We start from the raw sequence: 22692 nt of genomic DNA on the forward strand, positions 1-22692 counted from the left end.
TCACCTCTCTCGTACCACCACGAATTCGGCGAGTGCGACGAAGTGCTCCCGCACCCCGTCGGACATGGGCACCTCGTCCAGGGCGGCGAGGGCAGTCGTGTGCTGGCGGCGGGCCTCCTCCTGGGTCCAGGCTCGACCGCCGGCCTCCTCGATCAGCGCGGCCCGGGCTGCCAGCTCGGGCTCGCTCTCCTCGCCCCGGCCCTTCGGGTCCGCGAGCTGTCCGGCCAGCCGGCGCGAGGCGGCCCCGCCCTCGGCGAGGGCGGCGGCGACCGGCAGGGACTTCTTGCGCTGACGCAGGTCGCCCCAGTGCGGCTTGCCGGTGACCTCGGTCGCGCCCCAGATGCCCAGCAGGTCGTCCACCGCCTGGAAGGCCAGGCCCAGGTGGTGGCCGTAGCGCTGGAGCGCGTCGGAGACCTTGTCGTCGGCCCCGGCCAGGACGGCGCCGATCGCCGAGGCGGCGGCCAGCAGGGCCGCCGTCTTGCCGCCCTCCATCTCCAGGCATTCGGCGACGGTGACGCTGTCGCGCTGTTCGAAGGCGACGTCCATCGCCTGGCCGTCGATCAGCCGGCGGGTCGCCGTGGTGAGCAGCCGGACGGCGCGCGCGGCGTCGGCGGGGCTCGCGCCACCGGTCACCGCGGCGTCGAGCAGTACCTCCGTGCCGAGCGTCGCCAGGGCGTCGCCGACCAGGATCGCCTGGGCCGGTCCGAAGACCGTCCAGGCGGTGGCCCGGTGCCGACGGGTCTCGTCACCGTCCATCAGATCATCATGAAGGAGAGAGAAGTTGTGCACCAGCTCAACCGCCACCCCGCCGGGCACGCCCACCTCGGCCGCCGCACCGGCGGCCTGGGCGGACAGCAGCGCCAGCGCGGGCCGCACGGCCTTGCCGCCGTCGCCCTCCACCGGGGTGCCGTCCCGGTCGATCCAGCCGAAGTGGTACGCCGCGACGGTGTCCATCGGTGCGGCCAGACGGGCGACAGTGGCCCGGAGCGGCGGAGTGCAGAGCGTACGGCTGCGGGCGAGCAGCTCCGGCACCGAGACCGGTTCGGCGTGCGCCGTGCCTCCGACGGCGAAGCCGGTGCGTGACTCCACGTGCGTTCCCTCTCCCTCGTGGTGCCGGACCGCACGGGGCGGCCGGGTGCTGTCGGTGCGGCTGGTGCCAGTGCGAGTGGTGCCAGTGCGAGTGGTGCCGGAGCGAACGGTGTCGGTACGGCCGATGGGGCCGACGGTACGCCCGTCGGCTCTGGCGGGCTCCCCGGCGACGGGACCCGCCGTCACCTCGGCCACCGCCCGTCGGCCCGGTCCACGGGCACCCGGGTGCCGGCGGCGGCGAGCACGGCGTCGGCCGCGGCGTGGCCGCTGCGCACGGCGCCCTCCATGGTCGCGGGCCAGCCGGTGGCGGTCCACGCCCCGGCCAGCAGCACGCCGGGAACGCCGGTCGCGGCCGACGGCCGCAGTGCGGCGCTGCCGGGGGCCCCGTCGAAGGTGGCGGTGCGTTCCCGGGTGACGAAGAAGTCCAGCACCTCGGCGCCGGCGGCGGCCGGGAGCAGCCGGGCCAGCTCGGGCAGGTAGCGGTCGCGCAGTTCGGCGACCGGCAGGTCGATCTCGTCCTGGACGGCGGACTGCGAGAGCGCCAGGTACTGGGCGCCGGGGTGGGCGCGGCCGACCGAGGTGCCGGCCAGGCCGGAGTGGGTGGTGCGGTCGAACACCCACTGGACCGGGCTGCCGAGCGCGGCGAAGAACGGCCGGCGCAACACCTTGCGGTCGTAGACCACGTGCACGTTGAGGATCGGCGTGGTGCCGAGGTCCTCCAGCCGGTGCGGGACGGCCCCCGGCGGCAGCAGGGCGGCCGCGGTGTCCTGGGCGCCGGCCAGCACGACGGTGTCGGCGGTGAGCAGCGTCCCGTCCCCCAGCTGGCCGCCCTCCAGCCGGACGGCGTGCTGGGGTGTGGCCGGCTTGAGTTCCGCGACCCGGGCGCGCAGCAGCACCCGCACGCCGGCGCGTTCCAGCTCCGCGAGCGCCCGGTCGTGGTGGATCACGCCGAGCGGGACGGCGGCGATGCCGATGTCGGAGGCCCCCGGGTCGGAGAGCAGCCCGGTCTTGAACACCATCGCCGCCAGCGCCAGCGACACCTGGTCGGCCCGGGCGTTCAGGGTGGCGACGCCGACCAGGTCCCAGAGCGCGGCCGTGGTGGCGGCGTTCTGCCCGTTGCGGCGCAGCCACTCGCCGAAGGAGAGCCCGTCCAGCGCCGGATCGGCGAGGTCCAGGCCCTTCAGGGCGAGCGCCCCGCGGACCACCCGGGCGCGGTCGGCCGGGGACAGGTGCGGGTACCGGGCGAGGCTGCCGGCCAGGTGCAGCGGGACGGGCAGGCCGGCCCGGCGCAGTCGGCCGAGGGTGCGCACCGGGGCCTGGTCGGGCCCGGTGACGGAGAGCACCGGGACGTCCAGGCGGTCCTGGAGGTGGGTCATCCGGGTGGCGCCGAGGCGCTCCAGCAGACCGCGGTAGGCGGTGCAGCAGCGCAGGAAGACGTGCTGGCCGTTGTCGACGGTCAGCTCGCCGCGCTGGAAGGAGAACGCGAGGCCGCCCAGCCGGGGGCGCCCCTCGGCGAGGGTCACGTCATGGCCGGCCTCGGCCAGTCGCAGTGCCGTGGTGATCCCGGCCAGGCCGCCGCCGACCACGACGGCGGCCGGGCGCGCGGCATCGGCTCGCCCGGTCATCAACCCTCCCCCTCGCACTCGCTGGACCGCCCGGCGGCGATCGCTGTGGCCGGCACTCTCGTGCTCGGCGTCGTGGTCAACACGGCCCCACCCGGATGTGATTCCCCGCTGACACAGCGTGACAGAACCGTGGCGAGAATCAAGAACGCCCCCCGGCGAGCCCGGAAAGCGCGACGTACGCCTTCTCCCAGCCCGGGAGCGAGACCCGGCCGCGCAGCACCGACTCCGGGTCGGCGGCGATCCGGCCGAGCAGCCGGTGGTAGATCCCGGCCATCGCGGCGGTGCAGGCGCGGCTGCGGCGGTCGAGCATCGGCAGCAGCCGCAGGCCCTCCTCGAAGGCGGCCTGGGCGCGGGCGGCCTCGAAGGCCACCAGTCCGGTGAAGTCGGCGCCGACCGGCGGCTTGGGCAGTGCGAAGCCCTGCTCGCAGCCGAACCGGACCAGGTCCTCGGCGGGCAGGTAGGTGCGGCCGGTCAGGGCGTCCTCGCGCAGGTCGCGCAGGATGTTGGTGAGCTGCAGGGCCAGCCCCAGGGTGTCCGCGTACTGCGCCCCGCGCTCGGGGTCGTCGCAGCCGTAGACGCCCAGCGAGAGCCGGCCGATGGCACCGGCCACGCAGCGGCAGTAGACCTTGAGCTCCTCGTACGTCTGGTACTCGGCGCCCTTGAGGTCCATCTCCACGCCGTCGATCAGCTCGTCGAAGCCGCCGAGCGGGATCGGGAAGCGCCGGGCCGCGTCGGCCAGGGCGACCTTGATCGGGTCGGTGTCGTCCTCGGCGACCGCACCGGAGTGGACCTCGTCCACCAGCTCCCGGGTGCGCACCAGCGCCTCGGCCTTGCGGTCGGCCGGGAGGTCGCCGTCGCCGATGTCGTCCACCCGACGGGCCAGCGCGTACAGCGCCGACATGGCCAGCCGCTTGGGCTCGGGCAGCAGGCGGATGCCGTAGCTGAAGTTGCGGGCCTGCAGTCCGGTGACTGCCTCGCAGTACCGGTACGCCGCCATGACCGGGGCCGACGCCAGTGGTGATGCCGCCACTCGGGCGTTCACCTTCCCTTCGCGAAGATGGCCGCCGCCTTCATTGCCAGGCGGCGCTTGTCCGGCTTCGCCTGCCGGGCGAGTACGTCGTACCCGGCGTCCTCGACGGCCGCCAGGGCCGCGTAGCCGCCTGCGGTGAATCCCGCGAGGAGCAGTCGAAGCCTCCCCCGAACCGTACCTACCAATGGTGCGCCGCGGTCGAGCAGGGTGCGGGCCCGCTCGGTCTCGAAGGCGATCAGTTCCCGGACGGCTCCGGTCGCGCGGGGGGCGGCGAGCTCCTCCTCCGAGACGCCGAAGCGTTCGAGGTCCTCGGCGGGGAGGTAGATCCGGCCGCAGGAGAGGTCCTCGGCCACGTCCTGGAGGTGTTCGACCAACTGGAGGGCGGTGCAGATCGCGTCGGAGAGGGCGATCCGCTCGGGGGTGGAGACGCCCGCGATGGCGAGCACCAGGCGGCCGACCGGATCGGCGGAGAGCGTGCAGTAGCCGACCAGGTCCTCATAGGTGGCGTAGCGGGCGGTGGTCTGGTCCACCCGGTTGGCCTCGATCAGACGGCGGAACGACTCGGGGGTCAGGCCGTGCCGGTCGACCACCGGGACGAGGGCGCTCAGCAACGGGTGGCGGGGCCGCTCGGCACCGCCGGAGCGCAGGGCCGTTTCGAACACCCGGTCGAGGTCGCGCTCCAGTCCGTCGAGCAGGGCGAGCCGGAAGGAGACCTCCGCCGGGCTCGGCGGGCCGGACTGGGCCGAAGGGGTGGCGGGGGGCTGCCGATCGACCCCGAGCAGGGCGGCGGTGGCGGCCGGATCGGCCAGGTCACCGTCGCCGGCGTCGTCGACCAGCCGGGCGAAGCCGTAGACGGCCATCAGGTCGTCGCGCCAGGCCGCGGGCAGGAAGAAGGGGGCGACCGGGAAGTTCTCCGCACCCGCCTTCTCCAGGGTCTGTCCCGCGGAGGGGTTCACCGGCGTATCTCTGGGCTGGGCCGAAGCCGACACTGCAGTCACTCCCCCGTTCTACACCGCTCGGTACCACCGGTCCGACTCGGACACGCGTCCGAGCGCGGGCGTCACGCACGGCACACCGCCCCCGCGCCCCCCAGCGTGACACCACGCGCCGCGCGCGAGAAGAGCGCCCCGCCCGGCGCACGGCGGCGCTCACCCCCGCGGCGGCGGGCCACCCGGGGTACCGGCGGCGCGCCGAAGGGCCGGCTCCGGAGTGTTCCGGGGCCGGCCCTTCGGTGCCGGGGCGCTTCGGGGCCCTACGGGCGCTCGCCGCGCTCGTAGCGGCCGACGACCTCGTCGGTCGGGCCGTCCATGACCAGCTCGCCGGCCTCGATCCAGATGGTCCGCTCGCAAACCTCGCGGATCGAGTTGTTGTCGTGGCTGACCAGGAAGACCGTACCGGCGGAGCCGCGCAGCTCGTCGATCCGCTTCTTGCTGCGCTGCTGGAAGGCCTGGTCACCGGTGGCCAGCGCCTCGTCGATCAGCAGCACGTCGTGGGTCTTGGCGGCGGCGATCGAGAAGCGCAGCCGGGCGCCCATGCCGGAGGAGTAGGTGCGCATCGGCAGGGAGATGAAGTCGCCCTTGTCGTTGATCCCGGAGAACTCCACGATGTCCTGGTAGCGCTCCCGCACGTCGGCCGGGGACATCCCCATCGCCAGGCAGCCCAGGACGACGTTGCGCTCGCCGCTGAGCTCGTTCATCAGGGCCGCGTTGACGCCCAGCAGCGAGGGCTGGCCGTTGGTGTAGATGCCGCCCTTCTCGGTCGGCAGCAGGCCCGCGATGGCGGCCAGCATGGTCGACTTGCCGGAGCCGTTGGAGCCGATCAGGCCGACGGCCTCACCCTTGTACGCGGTGAAGCTGATGCCCTTGACCGCGTGCACCTCGCGCACGCCGGAGGCGCGCTTGCGGCTGATGATGCGGCTCAGCGCCGAGGTGGCGCTGCCCTTGCCGGAGCCGGCGCCGTGCACCCGGTAGACGATGTGCACGTCGTCGACGACGACGGTGGGCTCGCGGGCGACCTTGGTGTCCGCCACGGTGTCGCGCTTGCTCAGGTCGGTGTCAGCCACGGCCGTACTCCTCCTCGGCCTTCCAGAAGAAGACGTATCCGATGACGAAGATCCCGACCGCCCAGGCGATGCCGTAGGTCCACTGGTGCGGCGGCAGGGACTGGTGTGCGGGCAGGTGCTTGTTGTAGATGACCGGCGCGAAGGCGTGCCGCAGCAGGTCCATGTAGACCGAGGCCGGGTTGATGTTGCAGATCACCTGGATGTAGCCCGGCCAGTCGTGGACCCGGTCCTGGATGCTGAACATCACGCCGGACAGGAACATCCAGGCCCGCATCACGAACGGGATCAGCTGGGAGATGTCACTGGTCTTGGCACCGATCCGGGCGAAGATCAGCGAGACGCCGGTGTTGAACATCGTCTGCAGGATCAGCGCCGGGATGATCAGCAGCCAGGTCTTGCCCGGGGTGATGCCCGCGGCCAGCACGGTGACGACCAGCACCACCATCGAGATCAGCAGCTGCTGGAGCTGGATCACGGTGAACGCGATCGGCAGGCTGGCGCGCGGGAAGTGCAGCGCGCGGATCAGGCCGAGGTTGTCGGAGATCGCCCGGGTGCCGGCCTGCACCGCGTTCTGGGTGAACTGGAAGACGAAGACGCCGATGCACAGCCAGGCGATGTAGGTGTGCGGCGGGAATCCGTTCTTGCTCTTCAGGATCACGCCGAAGACCAGGTAGAACACGCCGCAGTTGAGCAGCGGGGTCACGACCTGCCAGAGCTGGCCCAGCTTGGCGTCGGTGTACTGGGCCACCAGGCGGGCGGTGGCGAAGGCCCAGATGAAGTGGCGCCGAGCCCAGAGCTGCTTGGTGTAGGCGAACAGTCCGGGCCGGGCACCGCTCACCGACAAGCCGTACTTGTCCGCGAGCTGCTTGGGGGTCAGGCCCGCGTCCGCCCCCCTCGGGGCTGAGAGGCTCACGGATTCACTCACTGTCGACACATTCGTCCTTCGCGCGGGATCGGTCGGGGCGGCCGGTCGGCGGGGGTCCGCCGGCCTTGCGCCGAGGGGGATCCACTGGGATCACGGGGGAGGTTCGGGCCGGTGTGTGGTCACCGGCCACGGCGATCGATCGCTCGATCCAATCAGATGATCGGAGGTCGGCCCATCCTGGTCAGTCGCCAGACGGTCCGCCATCGCATGGGCCGCCGCGCACCGCAGGGTTCGCGGAAGCCCGCCCGGAATCCGCCCAGCCAGGCCTTCAGCCCCTCCGCGGAGGGGCGTCGGGCCACGGTCAGCAGAAACCAGGTTCCCAGATAGAGAGGCACCAACGGGGCCGGAAGGTTCCGCCTCGCGAGCCAGACCCGGTTACGGGCCACGTTGTGGAAGTAGGCGGCGTGCCGGGCCGGCGAGGTGGCGGGGTGGTGCAGCACCACGTCCGCCCGGTAGTCGATGGCCCAGCCCGCGTCCAGGGCGCGCCACGCGAGGTCGGTCTCCTCGTGGGCGTAGAAGAACTCGGCGGGCAGCTGCCCGGCCTGCTCGAACACCTTGCAGCGCACGGCGCTCGCGCCGCCCAGGAAGGTGGTCACCCGGGAGGAGCGCAGCGGGTCGCTGGCGCGCAGCCGGGGGACGTGCCGGCGCTGGGTGACACCGGTGTCCGGGTCCTCGATCCGGAAGGACACGATGCCCAGCTCCGGGTCGGCGGTGAAGGCCTCGCGCAGCAGACGGGCCGAGTCGGCGCGCGGCAGCAGCCCGTCGTCGTCCAGGAAGAGGACGGCGTCCACCTCCCGGCCGTCCGGCCCGAACAGCTCGATGCCGACGTTGCGCCCGCCCGGGATGCCGAGGTTCTCCGGCAGCGCGACGGTGCGCACGCCCGCGGGCAGCGGGGGCAGCTCGACGCCCTGGCCGACCACGGCGAGCTCGACGGCCGGGCCCTCCTGGGCGCGGACCGACTCGATCAGGGCGTTGAGCTCGGCGGGCCGGTTGCCCATGGTGATGATGACGACGCCGAGGCGGAAGTTCTCCGCGATGGTCGAGGTGCTCACGCGCCCACCTCGCTGCGCTCGGCAGGTGCAGTCGCACACGCGCACCTCTTGATCATGGACTCGCTCCGCTCGTTCATCGCAGCCTGCTGGAGAGGACGATGCTCAGCAGGTGCAGCACGGTCTGCAGCATGGCGATCGCCGCCAGCACCACGACCGCGAGCCGGGTAAAGAACAGCCCGCCGTGCACGGCGTCGGCGATCCCGGCCGCCAGGATGAACAGCGAAGCCTCGACCGCGCCGACCAGGCGGTGGAACTTCAGCAGCGAGGCCGCCCGGCGGGCCCTGGCCACCGAGGCCGAGCGCGGCACCGAGGCGCTGTCCTCGACGGCCGTCATGCCGCTGCGGGCGCGGGCCACGTCCACCAGGTCGGTCTCGGACTTGATCAGGATCGCGCCGAGCGCGGCCAGCGTGCCCAGGAAGGCCCACTCCCAGTGGGAGCCGCCGCCCTCGCGGTGCAGCAGGTCGGTGGCGCGCAGCCCGAGGCCGGTCAGCAGGGCCGCCTCGGACATGTAGTGGCCGACCCGGTCCAGGTAGACGCCGGTCAGCGAGGTCTGCCGGCGCCAGCGGGCCACCTCGCCGTCCACGCAGTCCAGCAGCAGGTAGACCTGGATCAGCAGGGCGCCCAGGACCGCGCCGGTGATGCCCGGCACGACCAGCGCGGCGCCGGCCAGGATGCCGGTGAACATCATCAGGTAGGTCAGGCCGTTGGGCGTGATCGCCGTCACGGTCGACAGCACGCGGGTGATCCGCAGCGAGATCTTCCGCATGTACAGACGCCCGGCCCAGTGCTCGGCGCTGCGGCGCTGGAGCATGCCCTCCGGGTGGATCACCGCGCGCAGTTCCTCGATCGAGGGCCGGCGGGTCAGGTCCACCGGGGGCCGCTCGGCGCCCGCGGTGGAGGGGTCAGCTGTTGACGGCTTGGACATAGTCGGCGTACGCGTCCCTGATTGCGGAAGGGGAGAGGTCGAGGTGTTCCAGGATGGTGAAGCGCCCCGGGCGGGTGTTGGGAGCGTAGTGCACCGCTTCGGTGAACTCCGCCTCGGTGAAACCGATCTGAGCCGCGGTCACCGGCAGGCCGTGGCTCGCCAGGCGCTCCACGATCAGACCGGTCAGCTCGCGCTCGCCCCGCAGGAAGCTGGCGAACGCGGCGCCGAGGCCCACCTGTTCGCCGTGCTGGGCGGAACGCTTGGGGTACAGCACGTCCAGGGCGTGCGAGATCTCGTGGCAGGCGCCCGACGAGGGCCGGGTGCTGCCCGCGATGTTCATCGCGATGCCGGACAGTACCAGGGCCTCCGCGAGGGCCGTCAGGAGGTCCTGGTCCTGAGTGCTCCCCGGGTGCCGCAGCAGGTTCTCGCCCGCCGAGCGGGCCATCGCCACGGCCAGTCCGTCCACCGGCTCGCCGGTGACCGCGTGCGACAGCTCCCAGTCCGCGCAGGCCGAGATGTTGGAGATCACGTCGCCCACCCCGGCCGCCACGAAGCGCTGCGGGGCCTGCCGGATCACGTCCAGGTCGACGATGATGCCGATCGGGCTGGGCACCCCGTAGGAGCCCCGGCCGGCGTCGTTGTCGAGGGTGGAGACCGGCGAGCAGATGCCGTCGTGGGCCAGGTTGGTGGCGACCGCGACCACCGGCAGGCCGACCCGGGCGGCGGCGTACTTGGCGGCGTCGATGATCTTGCCGCCACCGAGGCCGACGACCGCGTCGTAGTGCTTGCCGCGCATCTCCTCGGCGAAGCGCACCGCGCTGTCGAGGCTGCCGTCGTCCACGTTGAACCAGTCGGCGCCGGGCAGGGCCGGCTCCAGGCGCTCGCGCATCGCGGCGCCGGAGCCGTTGCTGATCGCCACCGCGATCCGGCCCGAGGCCGACAGCCGCTGGTCCGCCAGGATGCCGCCGAGCGCGTCCAGCGCGCCCGGGCGGATCTCGGCGAACAGCGGCGACGGGACCAGCCGGGTCAGTACTGGCACGCGATCTCCCGCGCCTTCGCCAGGTCGTCGTGGTTGTCGACCTCGACCCAGGACACCTCGCCGATCGGCTGCACGTCGATCCGCAGGCCCCGGTCGACCATCTCCTGGTAGCCGTCCTCGTAGTACAGCTGCGGGTCGCGCTCGTAGGTGGCGCGCAGCGCGTCGGTCAGGTCGGCGGCGGCGGCCGGGTTGATCACGGTGACGCCGATGTACTCGCCGGTCGCCTCGACCGGGTCCATCAGCTTGGTGATGCGGCGCATGCCGGCGACCGGGTCGACGACGACCTTCATCTCCTCGTCGGCGAGCTTCTTCACCGTGTCGAGGGCGAGCAGGATGCCGGGGGCCGTGCCGGACTCGGTGAGGCGCCGGTTGCCCTCCAGCATGGTGCGCTGCACCGAGGCCGGGTGGACGGTGTCGCCGTTGGCCAGCAGCAGGCCCTCGGCGAACAGGTCACGGGCGCACCAGAGCGAGTACGCGTTGTTCCACTCCTCGGCCTTGTCGTTCTCGACCAGGTGGAGCTTGACGCCGTACTTGCTCTCCAGGGCGTCCTTGCGGTCGTACACCGCCTCCTTGCGGTAGCCGACGACGATCGCCGCCTCGCGCAGTCCGACCTCGGCGAAGTTGCCGAGGGTGAGGTCCAGGACGGTCCGCTCCCCGTCGACCGGCACCAGTGCCTTGGGCAGGGTGTCGGTGTACGGGCGCAGCCGGCGGCCGGCGCCGGCTGCCAGAACGAGGCCGATCATGCGGGGTCTCCTGATCCGTCGTGCGTCGTGCGATGCGCGCGGGGATGTGCCGACGGGCCCGACGGCGCTGTCGCCCGCCGGACCGGCGTTCGGCCGGGCCCGGCGGCGGCGCGCCGGACCGGCACAGATCCGGGCAGCGTGTCCTAAGTGATGGTAGGCGACCCGGACGACCCACCCGAACGCGGCCGGAGACGGTGAGGTGACGGCGGAGTGGAGGTGCCGTGATCGAACAGGATGGGAACGGAACCCGAACTGGCCTTCGGGACGAATGACCCTTCCGGGGGCGTCCCGGACCGTTCCCTGCACGGATCGGAACTCCCCCCGGCCATGATCCGCCCGGTTGTGCGTGGGACCCGTCCGGACCGCCACCCATACGGCAGACTGGAGCCCGACGCCGGCGCCGGTGCCCCCGCTGCGTCCCGTGCACCCCACCAGGTGCCCCCCGACGCACCCGATGCTCCCGTTGCTCCCGCTCCCGAAAGAGGCCCCATGCCCCAGAGTCCGCCGACCGACCCGACCCACTTCGCCGCCGAGATCGACACCGGTCTGGACGTGGAGACAGACGTGACGGTCGACCCCCGGGCCTCCGCCGCCGCCCCCGCGGGCGCCGAGATCCTGCTGGAACTGGTCGACGACGAGGGCGTCACCGTCGGCACCGCCGAGAAGCACTGGGCCCACCAGCAGCCGGGCCGGCTGCACCGGGCCTTCTCGGTGTTCCTCTTCGACCGCCAGGGCCGGCTGCTGCTGCAGCGCCGGGCGCTCGGCAAGTACCACTCCCCCGGCGTCTGGTCGAACACCTGCTGCGGGCACCCCTACCCGGACGAGCCGCCGTTCGTCGCCGCCGCCCGGCGCACCGGCGAGGAGCTGGGTGTCGCACCGGCGCTGCTCTGCGAGGCCGGGACGGTCCGCTACGACCTGCCGGACGAGGCCTCCGGGATGATCGAGCGGGAGTGGAACCACCTCTTCGTCGGGCTGGTCACCGCGCCGGTCGAGCCGAACCCGGAGGAGGTCGACGACTTCGCCTTCGTCACCGCCCAGGAACTGCGCGAGCTGCGGGACGAGCGGCCGTTCTCGGTCTGGTTCGAGACCGTCTTCGAGGCGGCGCTGCCGGGGATCCGGGAGATCGCCGGCCGGGACTGGTAGCGGCCGCACCTCCGTGGGGGCCGTCGTCAGCGCCCGGGCTCCGGGGGGACGGGCAGCGAGGCCCAGATGACCTTGCCGCCCTCCCCCGTGTGCTCGACGTCGCACACCCCGCCGGCCTGCAGGGTGACGCTCTTCACCAGCAGCAGGCCGCGCCCGCCGGTCCGGCCGGTGTCGCTCTCCAGGGCCTTCGGCCGGTACGGGTCGCCATCCTCGACCGAGACCCGCACCCAGCCCCGGCGCACCGACAGCTCGGTGGTCACCTCGGGTGACAGCTCGGCCGCGTGCTTCACCGCGTTGCCGACCAGCTCCGAGACGATCAGCAGCACGTCGTCCACCAGCTCCTGGTAGCGCACCCCGGTCATCCCCTGGGCCAGCAGGCGGTCGCGCACCGCGTGGCGGGTGCGCGGCACGGAGGCCTCGACGGCGGGCACCCGGAAGTGCCACACGCCCTCGACGGGACCGCCGGCGGACTGCCGCCCGCCGGCTCGGCTGCCGGGTCTCGACTCGGCCTTCGCCGCCCCGCTGATCTGCTCCACGTCCAGCCGCCCTTCGTCCGCTTCGTCCGCGATCCGGGAATCAGGCGATCCGCTCATGGCGCCCTCGGTCCACAGAGGCTAGGAGAGCGGTCGGCGCGGCCGGGGCACCGTCGACAAGTTGCCCGTGTCGGATCACTTCCGACCGGTATCGATCACGGGTGGGGGCGGAATCGATCGTTTGCTTCGCGCTCACCACCGCTTCGGGCGGGATTCGAGCGCGCTCGCGAGGGGTCCCAGCCAGTCGGGCCGGGCCTGGTGCCCCGGGCCTCGGTCGGGGGCGCGGCGAGGGGCGAGGCCGGGGGCGCGGCGAGGGCGGCGGTGAGGGGCGAGGCCGGGGGCGCGGTCGGGGGCGAGGAAACGCAGGTGAGAAGCACTCCGGAACCCTGGTAATGTTCTCTCTGTCGCCGAGGGGGCGAGAGAAAATCCCCCGAAGCACACACCCCGTCCGGGTGGCGGAATGGCAGACGCGCTAGCTTGAGGTGCTAGTGCCCTTTATCGGGCGTGGGGGTTCAAGTCCCCCCTCGGACACAGTCGAAATTCCCCGTGGAATCCGAAAGGATCCCACGGGGAATTTGCTTTTCCGGCCCATGGCCGCCTTCCCCTTGATCCACTGCCGGTCGGCGGTGTGGCGTCGGTCTCGTCGAGCGGTCCCGAACGCCCGAAAGCCGGACACGAGATGGCAACGATCGGACGGTTTGAGCTTCCCCTGAGGTTTTCGCCCCATTTCGGACCATAGGCTGCTGGGGTTTGTCCGGAATACCGATGCAAAACCGTAAAAGCACCGACACCATCCGCTGAACCCCGAGCGAGAGGACCGATACGTTGAGTGAGCCCGCTTCGTCGACGGCATCACACCAGAACTACCGCCGATCGCTCGGAACCATCAGCCTGACAGCTGTCGGGCTGGGGTCGATCATCGGTTCCGGCTGGCTGTTCGGTGCCGAGCGGGCGGCCAAGCTGGCCGGCCCCGCCTCGATCCTCGCCTGGGTGATCGGCGCCGCCGTGGCGCTCACCATCGCCCTCACGTACAGCGAGCTGGGATCGATGTTCCCCAAGGCCGGCGGCATGGTCCGGTACGGCCAGTACTCGCACGGCTCGCTGGCCGGCTACCTGGCCGCCTGGGCCAACTGGATCGCCATCGTCTCGGTCATCCCGGGTGAGGCCACCGCGTCCGTCCAGTACATGAGCTCCTGGCACTACGGATGGGCCAAGGCCTTGTACGACGGCAAGGAGCTGAGCGTCAGCGGCGTCGCGCTGGCCAGCGTCCTGCTGCTCGTGTACTTCGCGCTGAACTGGTTCGCGATCACGCTGTTCGCCAAGACCAACACGGCGATCACCGTGTTCAAGGTCGTCGTGCCGACACTCACCGCCGGTGCGCTGCTCTTCGCGCACTTCGACACCTCGCACTTCACCGACCACGGCGGTTTCGCGCCGAACGGCTGGAGCGCGGTGTTCACCGCCGTGGCGACCTCCGGCATCGTCTGGGCGTTCAACGGCTTCCAGTCGCCGCTCAACCTGGCCGGCGAGGCCCGCAACCCCGGCAAGTCGCTGCCCAAGGCCGTGATCAGCTCGATCCTGATCGCCCTCGTGATCTACATCGCGCTGCAGGTCGCCTTCCTCGGCGCCGTGCCGGACGACGGCCTGGCCAACGGCTGGGGCGGCCTCGGCTACACCTCGCCGCTGGCCGACCTCGCGATGGCCTGGGGCCTCAACTGGCTCGCCATGCTGCTGTACGCGGATGCGTTCGTCTCGCCGTCCGGCACCGGCATGATCTACGCCGCCACCACCTCGCGCATGATCCACGGCGTGCAGGAGAACGGCCACCTGCCGAAGATCTTCGGCAAGGTCGACGCCAAGACCGGCATCCCGCGCCCGGCGCTGGTGCTCAACCTCGTGGTCGCCTTCCTGTTCCTCGCGGTCTTCCGTGGCTGGGGCTCGCTGGCCGAGATCGTCTCGGTGGCCACCGTGATCTCCTACATCACCGGCCCGGTCGCCGTGATGGCGCTGCGCCGCCTCGCCCCGGACCTGCCGCGGCCGGTGAAGCTCAAGGCCATGCCGGTGATCGCTCCGATCGCCATGGTGTTCGGCTCGCTGGTGCTGTACTGGGCCAAGTGGCCGCTCACCGGCAAGGTCATCCTGCTGATGGCCGCCGGTCTGCCGATCTGGGCCTGGTACGAGCTGCGCAAGCCGTTCGCCGAGCTGAAGCCGCACCTGAAGGCGGGCGCCTGGATGGTCGCCTACCTGTTCGTGATGGCCGGGATCTCCTGGGCCGGCAGTGCCGACTTCGGCGGGCACGGCTACCTGCCGGAGGGCTGGGACCTGCTGATCGTGGCCGCGATCGGTCTGGCGTTCTACTACTGGGGCGTCGCCAGTTCCTGGGCCAACCCCTCGCTGGCCGCGGTGCGCCGCGAGCTGGAGGTCGAGGCGGCGGCGGAGGCCGCTGGGGCCACCGGGGACGCGGAGCCTTCGCGGGTCTGAGCGGGTACGTGCTTCGAAGGGCCGGTCGGGTTTCCGACCGGCCCTTCGGCGTTCGGCCGCCGTCGGTGCCCCAGCGGGGCCGGTCAGCCGCGGCGGGCGCGGCGGATCGCCGAGGAGACGACCGGGGGCAGGAGGTCCTTGGCGGCGCGCTTGGCGACGTTGACCGGTCGGCGTGCCTCGGCGGCGCGGGCGCGGCGCACGGCGAGGTCGTGCGCGGCCTCGTCCTGGGCCGTCCGGAGCGCGCCGCGGGACTCCGGCTGCCCGCCGCCCGGTCGCTGCAGGTAGCGGGAGCCGCGGAACGGCCGGATGCCCTCCGAGCTGCCGGTCATCCGCAGCAGCTGCCGGCCGTTGAGGGTCTCGGTGCTCAGGTGACAACCGGCGGCGAGGTCCACCCGGTCGAGCAGCTCGCGCTGGAACGGCTCCGGGTCGCCCCAGGTGCCGTAGAACTTGCACTCGGTGAGCATGATCGGCCGGAGGCCGTGGTTGAACACCGCCTCCCAGGTCGCGGCCGCGACGCCGGGGGTGTGCTGGGAGCGGTAGTCGTCCAGCACCACGACGCCCTGGTCCCGCAGGGCGACCCGGGCCACCTGGAGGTCGCCCACCACGTGCTCGTAGAGGTGGGAGGCGTCGATGTGGATGAAGCGGTACGCCCCGGCCGGGACCCGTCCGCCCGCGAGCGCGGAGGTCGGGGCCTGGATGATGTCCGGCAGTTCGTCGTGGAAGGCCAGGTAGTTGGCCTCGAAGGCCGAGCGGGTGAGGGTCTTCCGGTAGGAGACGTTCATCTCGGTGGAGTTCTCGTCGTCCGGAGCGTCCGAGTCGAAGAGGTCACAGACGGTGAAGGTCTCGCCGGGCCGGAGGTGCTCGCCTATCACGATGGCGCTTCTGCCCAGGTAGGCGCCCATCTCCATCAGGTCACCCGTGACGCCCTGCTCGGCCTGCCGGCCGAGGAACCACTCGAAGGCGTGCCGGTCGTGGTCCCAGAACCAGCCCGGGACGTCTTCCAACACGGTCGGTTCGCCGGGCCGCTGCGATTCGCCCCTCAACGCGGTGTCGGTCACGGGATGCTCCTTAGCGGTACGGATGACCTGCGGATTCTGAGCCTCACCTCGGCGCGGTGGCGGCCTTCCCGGCCACGGGGAACGAACCGGACCACCGGCGGCACACGGGTCGACCCCTCCACCGACAGTAGGCCCCACCACGGAGTTCGCTGCAATCTACAGCGGTGCCCGGGCGATGAGGAGGCCTTTCGCGTCTCGAATTGTGGAATCGCGGCACCTGCGGGTCCACCACTGGAAGGGAACCCGGCCCGGCCGGTGACACACGCCCCGTGTGCCCCGGTCCGGGCGCCGGATGGATCGGCATGACGGGCCGTCGGTGCGGGAGTCGGCCGGGCTCCCGGGTCGGGCGTCCGGCGGACGCACCGTCAACTCCAGCCCCGAGCCGGGTCGGTGGCCGAGCCGGGCGGTGCGCCGGTCGGGATCGGACCGTCCGTCGAGGGCACCGTGCGGTTCGCCAGGAGGTAACCGGCCGGCCCACGCGGCGGGATTGACTCTTGCGCGCGGCCGTCCGGCCGCCTTGACTGAGCTTCTGACTAGCGCTGTTAGTTAAAGTGGCTGACGAGCTGAGAGGACGACCCGTGCGGCAGCAGGAGTACCCGGAGTACGGCGACCAGTACATCGACGGCGCCTGGCGGCCCTCCCGGGACTCCGGGTCGATCACCGTGCTGAACCCGGCGAACGGGCAGGTGCTCGCCACCGTGCCGGCGGGTGCGGCGGCCGATGTCGACGCCGCGGTGGCCGCGGCCCGCCGGGCGGCCCGGGGCTGGGCCGCCACCACCCGCGAGGAGCGGCTCGCGCTGCTGACCCGGCTGCGGGACGGGATCGCCGGCGCCCAGGGTGAGATCACCTCGACCGTGGTCGCTGAGCTGGGCGCCCCGGTCGGCTTCGCCGGGGCCGTGCACGCCGGGCTGCCGCTGACGGTGGCGACCTCGTACCTGACCCTGCTGGCCGAGCACCCCTTCGAGGAGCGGATCGGCAACTCGGTGGTGCTCGCCGAGCCCGCCGGGGTGGTCGCGGCGATCACGCCGTGGAACTACCCCTTGCACCAGATCGTGGCCAAGGTCGTCCCGGCGCTGGCGGCCGGCTGCCCGGTGGTCCTGAAGCCGGCCGAGGACACCCCGCTGGTGGCCCGGCTGTTCGCCCGGCTGGTGCACGAAGTCGGCTTCCCCGCCGGGGTGTTCAACCTGGTGACCGGCACCGGCCCGGTCGCGGGCGCGGCGCTCGCGGCCCATCCGGAGGTGGATGTGGTGTCCTTCACCGGCTCCACCGCGGTCGGCCGGCAGGTCGCCGAGACGGCCGGGCGCGGGCTGAAGCGGGTCGCCCTGGAGCTGGGCGGCAAGTCCGCCAACGTGGTGCTGCCGGGCGCCGACCTGATCCGGGCGGTGAACGTGAACGTCGCCAATGTCTTCGCCAACTCCGGTCAGACGTGCAGTGCCTGGACCCGGCTGCTGGTGCACCGGGACCAGTACGAGGAGGCGCTCGCGATCGCCGCCAAGGCCGCCGAGAAGTACGTGCCGGGCGACCCGGCCGACCCGCAGACCCGGATCGGCCCGCTGGTCAACGCCAAACAGCTGGACCGGGTGCGCGGCTACCTGGAGGGCGCGCTCGCGCAGGGCGCCCGGCTGGTGACCGGCGGCCCGGAGCCGCTGCCCGACCTCCCCGCCGGCTGCTACGTCCGCCCGACCGTCCTCGCCGACGTCACCCCGGACATGGCGGTGGCCCAGGAGGAGATCTTCGGCCCGGTTCTGACCGTTCTCGCCTACCGCGACGAGGACCACGCCGTCGAGATCGCCAACGGCACGGACTACGGCCTGGCGGGCGGCGTCTGGGCCGCGGACACCGGCACCGCCGCCGCCTTCGCCCGCCGGCTGGACACCGGCCAGGTCGATCTCAACGGCGGCCGGTTCAACCCGCTGGCCCCGTTCGGCGGTTACAAGGACTCCGGGCTCGGCCGCGAACTGGGCCGGCACGGGCTGGAGGAGTTCCTTCAGTACAAGTCGCTGCAGTACTAGACGGGTTGGGCCGGGGCTGCCGAACTTCCCTTCGGCAGCCCCGGGTTGCGGCCGTCCTGCGCCGGGCCCGGCCGGACCTGGTCAGGCTCGCTCGGACCTGGTCGCGCTCGGCCGGACCTGGTCGGGCCCGGTCGGACAGGCCGGGTCAGAACCGGTCAGGCCGGGCCGGCCCGGTCAGACCAGGTCGACGCCCGGGTAGAGCGGGAAGGGCGCGAGGAGGTCGGCGGCGCGCTTGGCGATGCCGTCGCGGAGGGACTCGTCGAGGGCGTAGCTCGCCTTGGACGGGGCGCCGTTGGCGGCGGTGGTGGGGGTGGTGCCGCGCAGCACGGTGTCGATCAGGGCGGCGATCTCGTCCATCTCGGCGACGCCCAGGCCCCGGGTGGTGAGCGCCGGGGTGCCCAGCCGCACGCCCGAGGTGTACCAGGCGCCGTTCGGGTCCTGCGGAACGGAGTTGCGGTTGGTGACGACGCCCGACTCCAGCAGCGCCGCCTCGGCCTGACGGCCCGTCAGGCCGTAGCCGGAGACGTCCGCGAGCACCAGGTGGTTGTCGGTGCCGCCGGTGACCAGCTTGCCACCGCGGCGCAACAGGCCCTCGGCCAGCGCCTGGGCGTTGTCGACCACGGCGCGGGCGTAGGCCTGGAACTCGGGGCGGCGGGCCTCGGCGAGGGCGACGGCCTTGGCGGCCATGACGTGCGAGAGCGGGCCGCCGAGCACCAACGGGCAGCCGCGGTCGACGTGTTCGGCCAGCTCGGCGGTGCTGAGCACCATGCCGCCGCGCGGGCCGCGCAGCGACTTGTGGGTGGTCGTGGTGACGATGTGGGCGTGCGGCACCGGGTCGTGGTCGCCGGTCAGCACCTTGCCCGCGACCAGGCCGGCGAAGTGCGCCATGTCGACCATGAGGGTCGCGCCGACCTCGTCGGCGATCTCGCGCATCTTGCGGAAGTTCACCAGCCGCGGGTAGGCGGAGTAACCGGCCACCAGGATCAGCGGGCGGAACTCACGGGCGGTCTCACGCAGCGCGTCGTAGTCGATCAGGCCGGTGACCGGGTCGGTGCCGTAGCTGCGCTGCTCGAACATCTTGCCCGAGATGTTGGGCCGGAAGCCGTGGGTGAGGTGGCCGCCGGTGTCCAGGGACATGCCGAGCATGCGCTGGTTGCCGAGCTCCTGGCGCAGCTGGGCCCAGTCCTGCTCGGTGAGGTCGTTGACGTTGCGCACCGCGGCGCGCTCCAGGGCCGGGCTCTCGACCCGCTGGGAGAGGACGGCCCAGAAGGCGGTGAGGTTGGCGTCGATGCCCGAGTGCGGCTGGACGTAGGCGTGTTCGGCGCCGAACAGTTCGCGGGCGTGCTCGGCGGCGATCGCCTCGACGGTGTCGACGTTGCGGCAGCCGGCGTAGAAGCGGCGGCCGACGGTGCCCTCGGCGTACTTGTCACTGAGCCAGTTGCCCATGGCGAGCAGGACGGCCGGGGAGGCGTAGTTCTCGCTGGCGATCAGCTTGAGCGAGGCGCGCTGGTCCGCCAGCTCCTGGCCGATGGCGGCGGCGATCCGCGGCTCGACGCCGGCCACGACGTCCAGGGCGCTGCGGAAGGCGGTGTCGGCCGCGGGGACGGCTGCGGTGTGGGGCGTCTGCTCGGGCTGGGCCATGGCGGTCTCCTGGTGGGGATGCTGGGGCGGCCCAGGCGCTCGGCAACGACGTGAGGATTCACGGGACCGCTTCCCGATGGTCGATTCCATCCCTACGCGCCAGTCGCGGCCCACCGGGATCGTACCAACACCGCGGGGACTGTGGCGGAGGTCTCAGAATGCGGAACGGGCCGTCCGGTTCGACGGGTTATGTCCGTTCTCCCGCAACGCCCGTGTTGCGGGGAAATGAAGCCGCCACAATTCCCGAAACAGTGCGGAAGGAATTCCGCCGACGCGGCTTCCGGTGATTTGCGGAACATCGGACGCATCCGATCTGATGTCGCTCGAACAGCCGCCGGGAAACCCCTGGGGACGGTTCGGAAATGCCCACCAGCGCACCCTCACCCATGGGGCGGCGGAGAATTCGGGGAGTACGGCTCTCATGACAGCGGTCGACACAGTCGCAGTTACCGGCACAGCCTCCGGGCCGGCTGCACCGAGCCTGCTGCGCCGGGTGCTGCGCGACCGGGTCGGCGCCGCCGCGACCGCCGTCGTCCTGCTGTTCCCGCTGCTCGCCCTGGCCGCGCCGCTGATCGCCGCCCTGTACGGGAAGAACCCGGTCGAGCACTACGGCCAGAACGCTCCGGGCCTGCTCAGCGACGGTGGACAGCCGATGCTGCCGAACGGCGGGATCTCCGGGGAGTTCTGGTTCGGCCTGGAGCCCGGTCTCGGCCGGGACGTGCTGACCCAACTGCTGTACGGCATCCGCACCTCGCTGCTGATCGCCGTCGCCTCGGCCGCCGTGACCACCACGCTCGGCGTGCTGGCCGGGGTCGCCGTCGGCTATCTCGGCGGGATCGCGGACCGGCTGTTCGGCTTTGTCGCCAATGTGCTGCTGGCCTTTCCGACACTGCTCCTGCTGCTCGCGCTCAGCCCGGTGATCCAGTCCCGACTGGTCGATCCGGGCAGCGCGGAGCCGGAGTGGATGCAGTTCCTGGTGCTGATCCTGGTTTTCTCCGCGTTCGGCTGGATTCCGCTCGCGCTTTCCCTGCGGGCCACCGTCCGCTCGCTCCGGGAAAGGGATTTCGTGCAGTCCGCCCGGGCGCAGGGGGCGAGCCGGTTCCACGTCGTGGTCCACGAACTCCTGCCGAACGTCCGCTCCCAGCTGCTGGTGCACGCCACCATGGCGGTGCCGACCTTCGTCGCCTCCGAGGCCGCACTGTCCTTCCTCGGCGTCGGCATCACCGAGCCCGTCCCCGACTGGGGGCGGATGATCTCGCGCGGCTCGGAGGTCTTCCAGGCCGACCCGACCTACCTGGTGTTCCCCGGGGTGGCACTGCTGGTGTTCGTGCTCGCCTTCAACCTGCTCGGCGACGCCGTCCGGGACGCGCTGGACCCGCGCCGGGCCCGCTGACCCCTGACCCCCTTCCACCCGATCAACCATCCGAGCCCGCCCCGATCCGACGTGTCGGGGCAAGGAGAGATTCGCCATGCGCTGGACCAAACCCTCGCTCGCCGTCATCGCCACCGTCCTGCTGGCGACCTCCTGCTCGGCCGGCGCGGGCAGCACCGGCTCCGCCGCCGACGGGGCCCCGGCCAAGGAGACCTCCCCGCTCACCGCCGCGCTCGGCACCGAGCGGGAGAGCGCCGGCCCCGCCCCGGCCGTCCCCGGTGCCCGACCGGGCGGCACGGTGAACGTGTACAACAGCGTCGAGTTCCGCCACCTGGACCCGCAGAAGGTCTACGCGGGCGCCGGCTACAACGCCTCGCTGCTCTGGGGCCGCCAGCTGACGCAGTATCAAATTGTCGATGGTAAGGCCAAGTTGGTCGGCGACCTGGCCACCGACACCGGCACCCCGGCCGACGGCGGGCGCACCTGGACGTACCGGCTCAAGGAGGGCGTAGCCTGGGAGGACGGCAAGCCGATCACCTCCCAGGACGTCAAGTACGGCATCGAGCGCACCTTCGGGAAGGGCTACGAGGTCGGCCCGCCGTACTGGCCGCAGTGGCTCACCGGCGAGCCCAGCTACGAGGCGGCGCGCGCCAGGTACGCCGGCCCGCAGGCGGGCGACCTCGCCGCGATCGAGACCCCGGACGAGCGCACCCTGGTCTTCCACTTCCCGCAGCCGCAGGCCGACGTGCCGTACATGGCCGCGCAGTCCTCCTCCGCGCCGGTGCGCCGGGACAAGGACACCGGGACGGACTACGACCGGCTGCCGTTCGCCACCGGCCCGTACCGGATCGTCGAGCACGTCCAGAACACCCGCATGGTGCTGGAGCGCAACCCGGCCTGGAAGGCGGAGACCGACCCGATCCGCAACCAGTACCCGGACCGGTTCGTCTTCACGTACGGCAAGGAGGCGCTCAACGGCAACCAGCAGATCCTCTCCGGGCGGGACGGCGGCGCCGACGCCACCACCGCCTCCGACGAGCTCTCCCCCGAGCTGTACCAGAGCGCGGACACCGACCCGAAGGCCAAGGAGCTGGTCGTCTCCGGCCGCCGGGGCGCCTTCGTCAGCCAGCTGGTGATCAACAACGAGCGGGTGCCGGACGTCGAGGTGCGCAGGGCCCTGCACCTCGGGTACCCGCGCCAGCAGGCCCGGCAGGTCCAGGGCGGCTCCCGCACCGGCGAGTTGGCCACTACGCTCAGCTCGCCCGCGCTGATCGACTGGCAGAAGTACGACCTCTACCCCGCGAAGCCCGAGGGCGACCCGCAGGCTGCCAAGGCCGCGCTCGCCAAGGCCGCGCAGGCCCCGTCGAGCCTGACCTACGCGTACAAGAACACCCCGGACGGGCAGCGCGTCGCCCAGGTGCTGGTGGACGGTTTCGCCAAGGCGGGCCTCGCCGTGGTGCCCAAGCCGATCGACCCCAAGGCCTACCTGGACGAGGTGCACCGGGCCGACTCGCCGTACGACCTGTTCGAGGAGACCAGCTCCGTCGACTGGCCGACACCGTCCACGCTGATCCCGTTCTCCTTCGACGGCCGGGCCGGCAGCGACATCAACTCGGCCCGCTACCGCAACCCGGAGGTCGACAGGGAGATCGACCGGATCAACCAGATCGGCGAGCCGCGCGCCAAGGCCAAGGAGCTGTACGCGCTGGAGCAGACCGTGATGAAGGACCTGCCGGTGCTTCCGCTCACCTACCCGACCGTCAACCAGCTGCGCGGCAGCAACGTCGGCGGGGCGTTCATCCACCCGATCTACGGGGCGGTCGGGCTGACCTGGCTGTACCTGAAGTCCTGAGGGCGCGGGCCGGGTTCCCGCCGCCACCGCGCGGTGGCGGCGGGAACCCGGCCGCGCCCCCCCCCCCCCCCCCCCCCCCCCCACTCCCCCCCCCCCCCCCCCAGGACAGC

The 22692-nt window shown here is 72.2% G+C and carries 18 protein-coding genes, 1 tRNA gene and 1 riboswitch; of the genes, 6 read left to right on the top strand and 13 right to left on the bottom strand.

Annotation, left to right across the window (positions count from 1 at the left end; genetic code table 11):
* The 10 genes from ACZ3YL_RS01060 to ACZ3YL_RS01105 form a co-directional block, all read right to left on the bottom strand.
* The gene (locus ACZ3YL_RS01060) at nucleotides 1-1089 is read right to left on the bottom strand and encodes a polyprenyl synthetase family protein (RefSeq protein WP_188304726.1); all 1089 of its coding nucleotides are present in this window, start codon (nucleotides 1087-1089) and stop codon (nucleotides 1-3) included.
* Nucleotides 1090-1271: 182 nt separating this feature from the next.
* Entirely contained in the window at nucleotides 1272-2714 is a 1443-nt protein-coding gene (gene hpnE, locus ACZ3YL_RS01065) for a hydroxysqualene dehydroxylase HpnE (protein WP_188304725.1), read from the bottom strand.
* Nucleotides 2715-2853: 139 nt separating this feature from the next.
* Entirely contained in the window at nucleotides 2854-3711 is an 858-nt protein-coding gene (gene hpnD / locus ACZ3YL_RS01070) for a presqualene diphosphate synthase HpnD (protein ID WP_465655231.1), read from the bottom strand.
* Between the two features lie 41 nt (nucleotides 3712-3752).
* Nucleotides 3753-4700 carry a squalene synthase HpnC gene (hpnC, locus tag ACZ3YL_RS01075; protein WP_465654538.1) on the bottom strand — a complete coding sequence of 316 codons (948 nt, stop codon included), beginning with the start codon at nucleotides 4698-4700 and terminating at the stop codon, nucleotides 3753-3755.
* 296 nt (nucleotides 4701-4996) lie between these two features.
* A complete protein-coding gene (locus tag ACZ3YL_RS01080) occupies nucleotides 4997-5806 on the bottom strand; it encodes an ABC transporter ATP-binding protein (protein ID WP_317621045.1) in 810 nt (269 codons plus the stop codon).
* On the bottom strand, nucleotides 5799-6719 hold the full coding sequence (locus ACZ3YL_RS01085; protein WP_317621044.1) for an ABC transporter permease: 921 nt from the start codon (nucleotides 6717-6719) through the stop codon (nucleotides 5799-5801). The genes ACZ3YL_RS01080 and ACZ3YL_RS01085 overlap by 8 nt, the downstream gene beginning before the upstream one ends.
* Nucleotides 6720-6883: 164 nt before the next feature.
* Nucleotides 6884-7729 carry a glycosyltransferase family 2 protein gene (locus tag ACZ3YL_RS01090; protein ID WP_465655232.1) on the bottom strand — a complete coding sequence of 282 codons (846 nt, stop codon included), beginning with the start codon at nucleotides 7727-7729 and terminating at the stop codon, nucleotides 6884-6886.
* Nucleotides 7730-7856: 127 nt separating this feature from the next.
* The gene (locus ACZ3YL_RS01095; protein WP_188304727.1) at nucleotides 7857-8594 is read right to left on the bottom strand and encodes a CDP-alcohol phosphatidyltransferase family protein; all 738 of its coding nucleotides are present in this window, start codon (nucleotides 8592-8594) and stop codon (nucleotides 7857-7859) included.
* A gap of 91 nt (nucleotides 8595-8685) precedes the next feature.
* The gene (locus tag ACZ3YL_RS01100; RefSeq protein ID WP_188304722.1) at nucleotides 8686-9747 is read right to left on the bottom strand and encodes an iron-containing alcohol dehydrogenase family protein; all 1062 of its coding nucleotides are present in this window, start codon (nucleotides 9745-9747) and stop codon (nucleotides 8686-8688) included.
* Nucleotides 9735-10490, bottom strand: coding sequence for a phosphocholine cytidylyltransferase family protein (locus tag ACZ3YL_RS01105; RefSeq protein ID WP_188304721.1), 756 nt, complete (start codon nucleotides 10488-10490; stop codon nucleotides 9735-9737). The genes ACZ3YL_RS01100 and ACZ3YL_RS01105 overlap by 13 nt, the downstream gene beginning before the upstream one ends.
* Before the next feature lie 489 nt (nucleotides 10491-10979).
* Between ACZ3YL_RS01105 and idi the strand changes: the two genes are divergently transcribed.
* Complete coding sequence (gene idi / locus ACZ3YL_RS01110; protein ID WP_188304720.1) at nucleotides 10980-11633, top strand: isopentenyl-diphosphate Delta-isomerase; 654 nt, start codon at nucleotides 10980-10982, stop codon at nucleotides 11631-11633.
* Between the two features lie 26 nt (nucleotides 11634-11659).
* Here the strand turns inward: idi and ACZ3YL_RS01115 are convergent, their stop codons facing one another.
* Nucleotides 11660-12226, bottom strand: a complete 567-nt coding sequence (locus ACZ3YL_RS01115) for an ATP-binding protein (RefSeq protein ID WP_465654541.1) — start codon at nucleotides 12224-12226, stop codon at nucleotides 11660-11662.
* A 386-nt stretch (nucleotides 12227-12612) separates the two neighbouring features.
* Between ACZ3YL_RS01115 and ACZ3YL_RS01120 the strand changes: the two genes are divergently transcribed.
* Nucleotides 12613-12697 (top strand) — tRNA-Leu (locus tag ACZ3YL_RS01120).
* A 294-nt stretch (nucleotides 12698-12991) separates the two neighbouring features.
* Nucleotides 12992-14647, top strand: coding sequence for an APC family permease (locus ACZ3YL_RS01125; RefSeq protein WP_188304718.1), 1656 nt, complete (start codon nucleotides 12992-12994; stop codon nucleotides 14645-14647).
* Nucleotides 14648-14730: 83 nt separating this feature from the next.
* Here ACZ3YL_RS01125 and ACZ3YL_RS01130 read toward each other — a convergent pair whose 3' ends face one another.
* Nucleotides 14731-15705 carry a class I SAM-dependent methyltransferase gene (locus tag ACZ3YL_RS01130; protein ID WP_465654544.1) on the bottom strand — a complete coding sequence of 325 codons (975 nt, stop codon included), beginning with the start codon at nucleotides 15703-15705 and terminating at the stop codon, nucleotides 14731-14733.
* Nucleotides 15706-16283: 578 nt separating this feature from the next.
* Here ACZ3YL_RS01130 and ACZ3YL_RS01135 point away from each other — a divergent pair.
* On the top strand, nucleotides 16284-17717 hold the full coding sequence (locus ACZ3YL_RS01135) for an aldehyde dehydrogenase family protein (protein ID WP_465654546.1): 1434 nt from the start codon (nucleotides 16284-16286) through the stop codon (nucleotides 17715-17717).
* A gap of 174 nt (nucleotides 17718-17891) precedes the next feature.
* Here the strand turns inward: ACZ3YL_RS01135 and ACZ3YL_RS01140 are convergent, their stop codons facing one another.
* Entirely contained in the window at nucleotides 17892-19358 is a 1467-nt protein-coding gene (locus tag ACZ3YL_RS01140) for a glycine hydroxymethyltransferase (RefSeq protein WP_465654547.1), read from the bottom strand.
* A 22-nt stretch (nucleotides 19359-19380) separates the two neighbouring features.
* A riboswitch (ZMP/ZTP riboswitch) is annotated at nucleotides 19381-19475 on the bottom strand.
* Nucleotides 19476-19779: 304 nt separating this feature from the next.
* Between ACZ3YL_RS01140 and ACZ3YL_RS01145 the strand changes: the two genes are divergently transcribed.
* Nucleotides 19780-20751: an ABC transporter permease gene (locus ACZ3YL_RS01145; protein ID WP_465654549.1), complete on the top strand. Its 972-nt coding sequence runs from the start codon at nucleotides 19780-19782 to the stop codon at nucleotides 20749-20751.
* Nucleotides 20752-20827: 76 nt separating this feature from the next.
* Complete coding sequence (locus ACZ3YL_RS01150) at nucleotides 20828-22582, top strand: ABC transporter substrate-binding protein (RefSeq protein WP_465654551.1); 1755 nt, start codon at nucleotides 20828-20830, stop codon at nucleotides 22580-22582.
* The last annotated feature ends 110 nt before the right edge of the window (nucleotides 22583-22692 follow it).

Source organism: Kitasatospora sp. NPDC023176 (genome assembly GCF_055560495.1).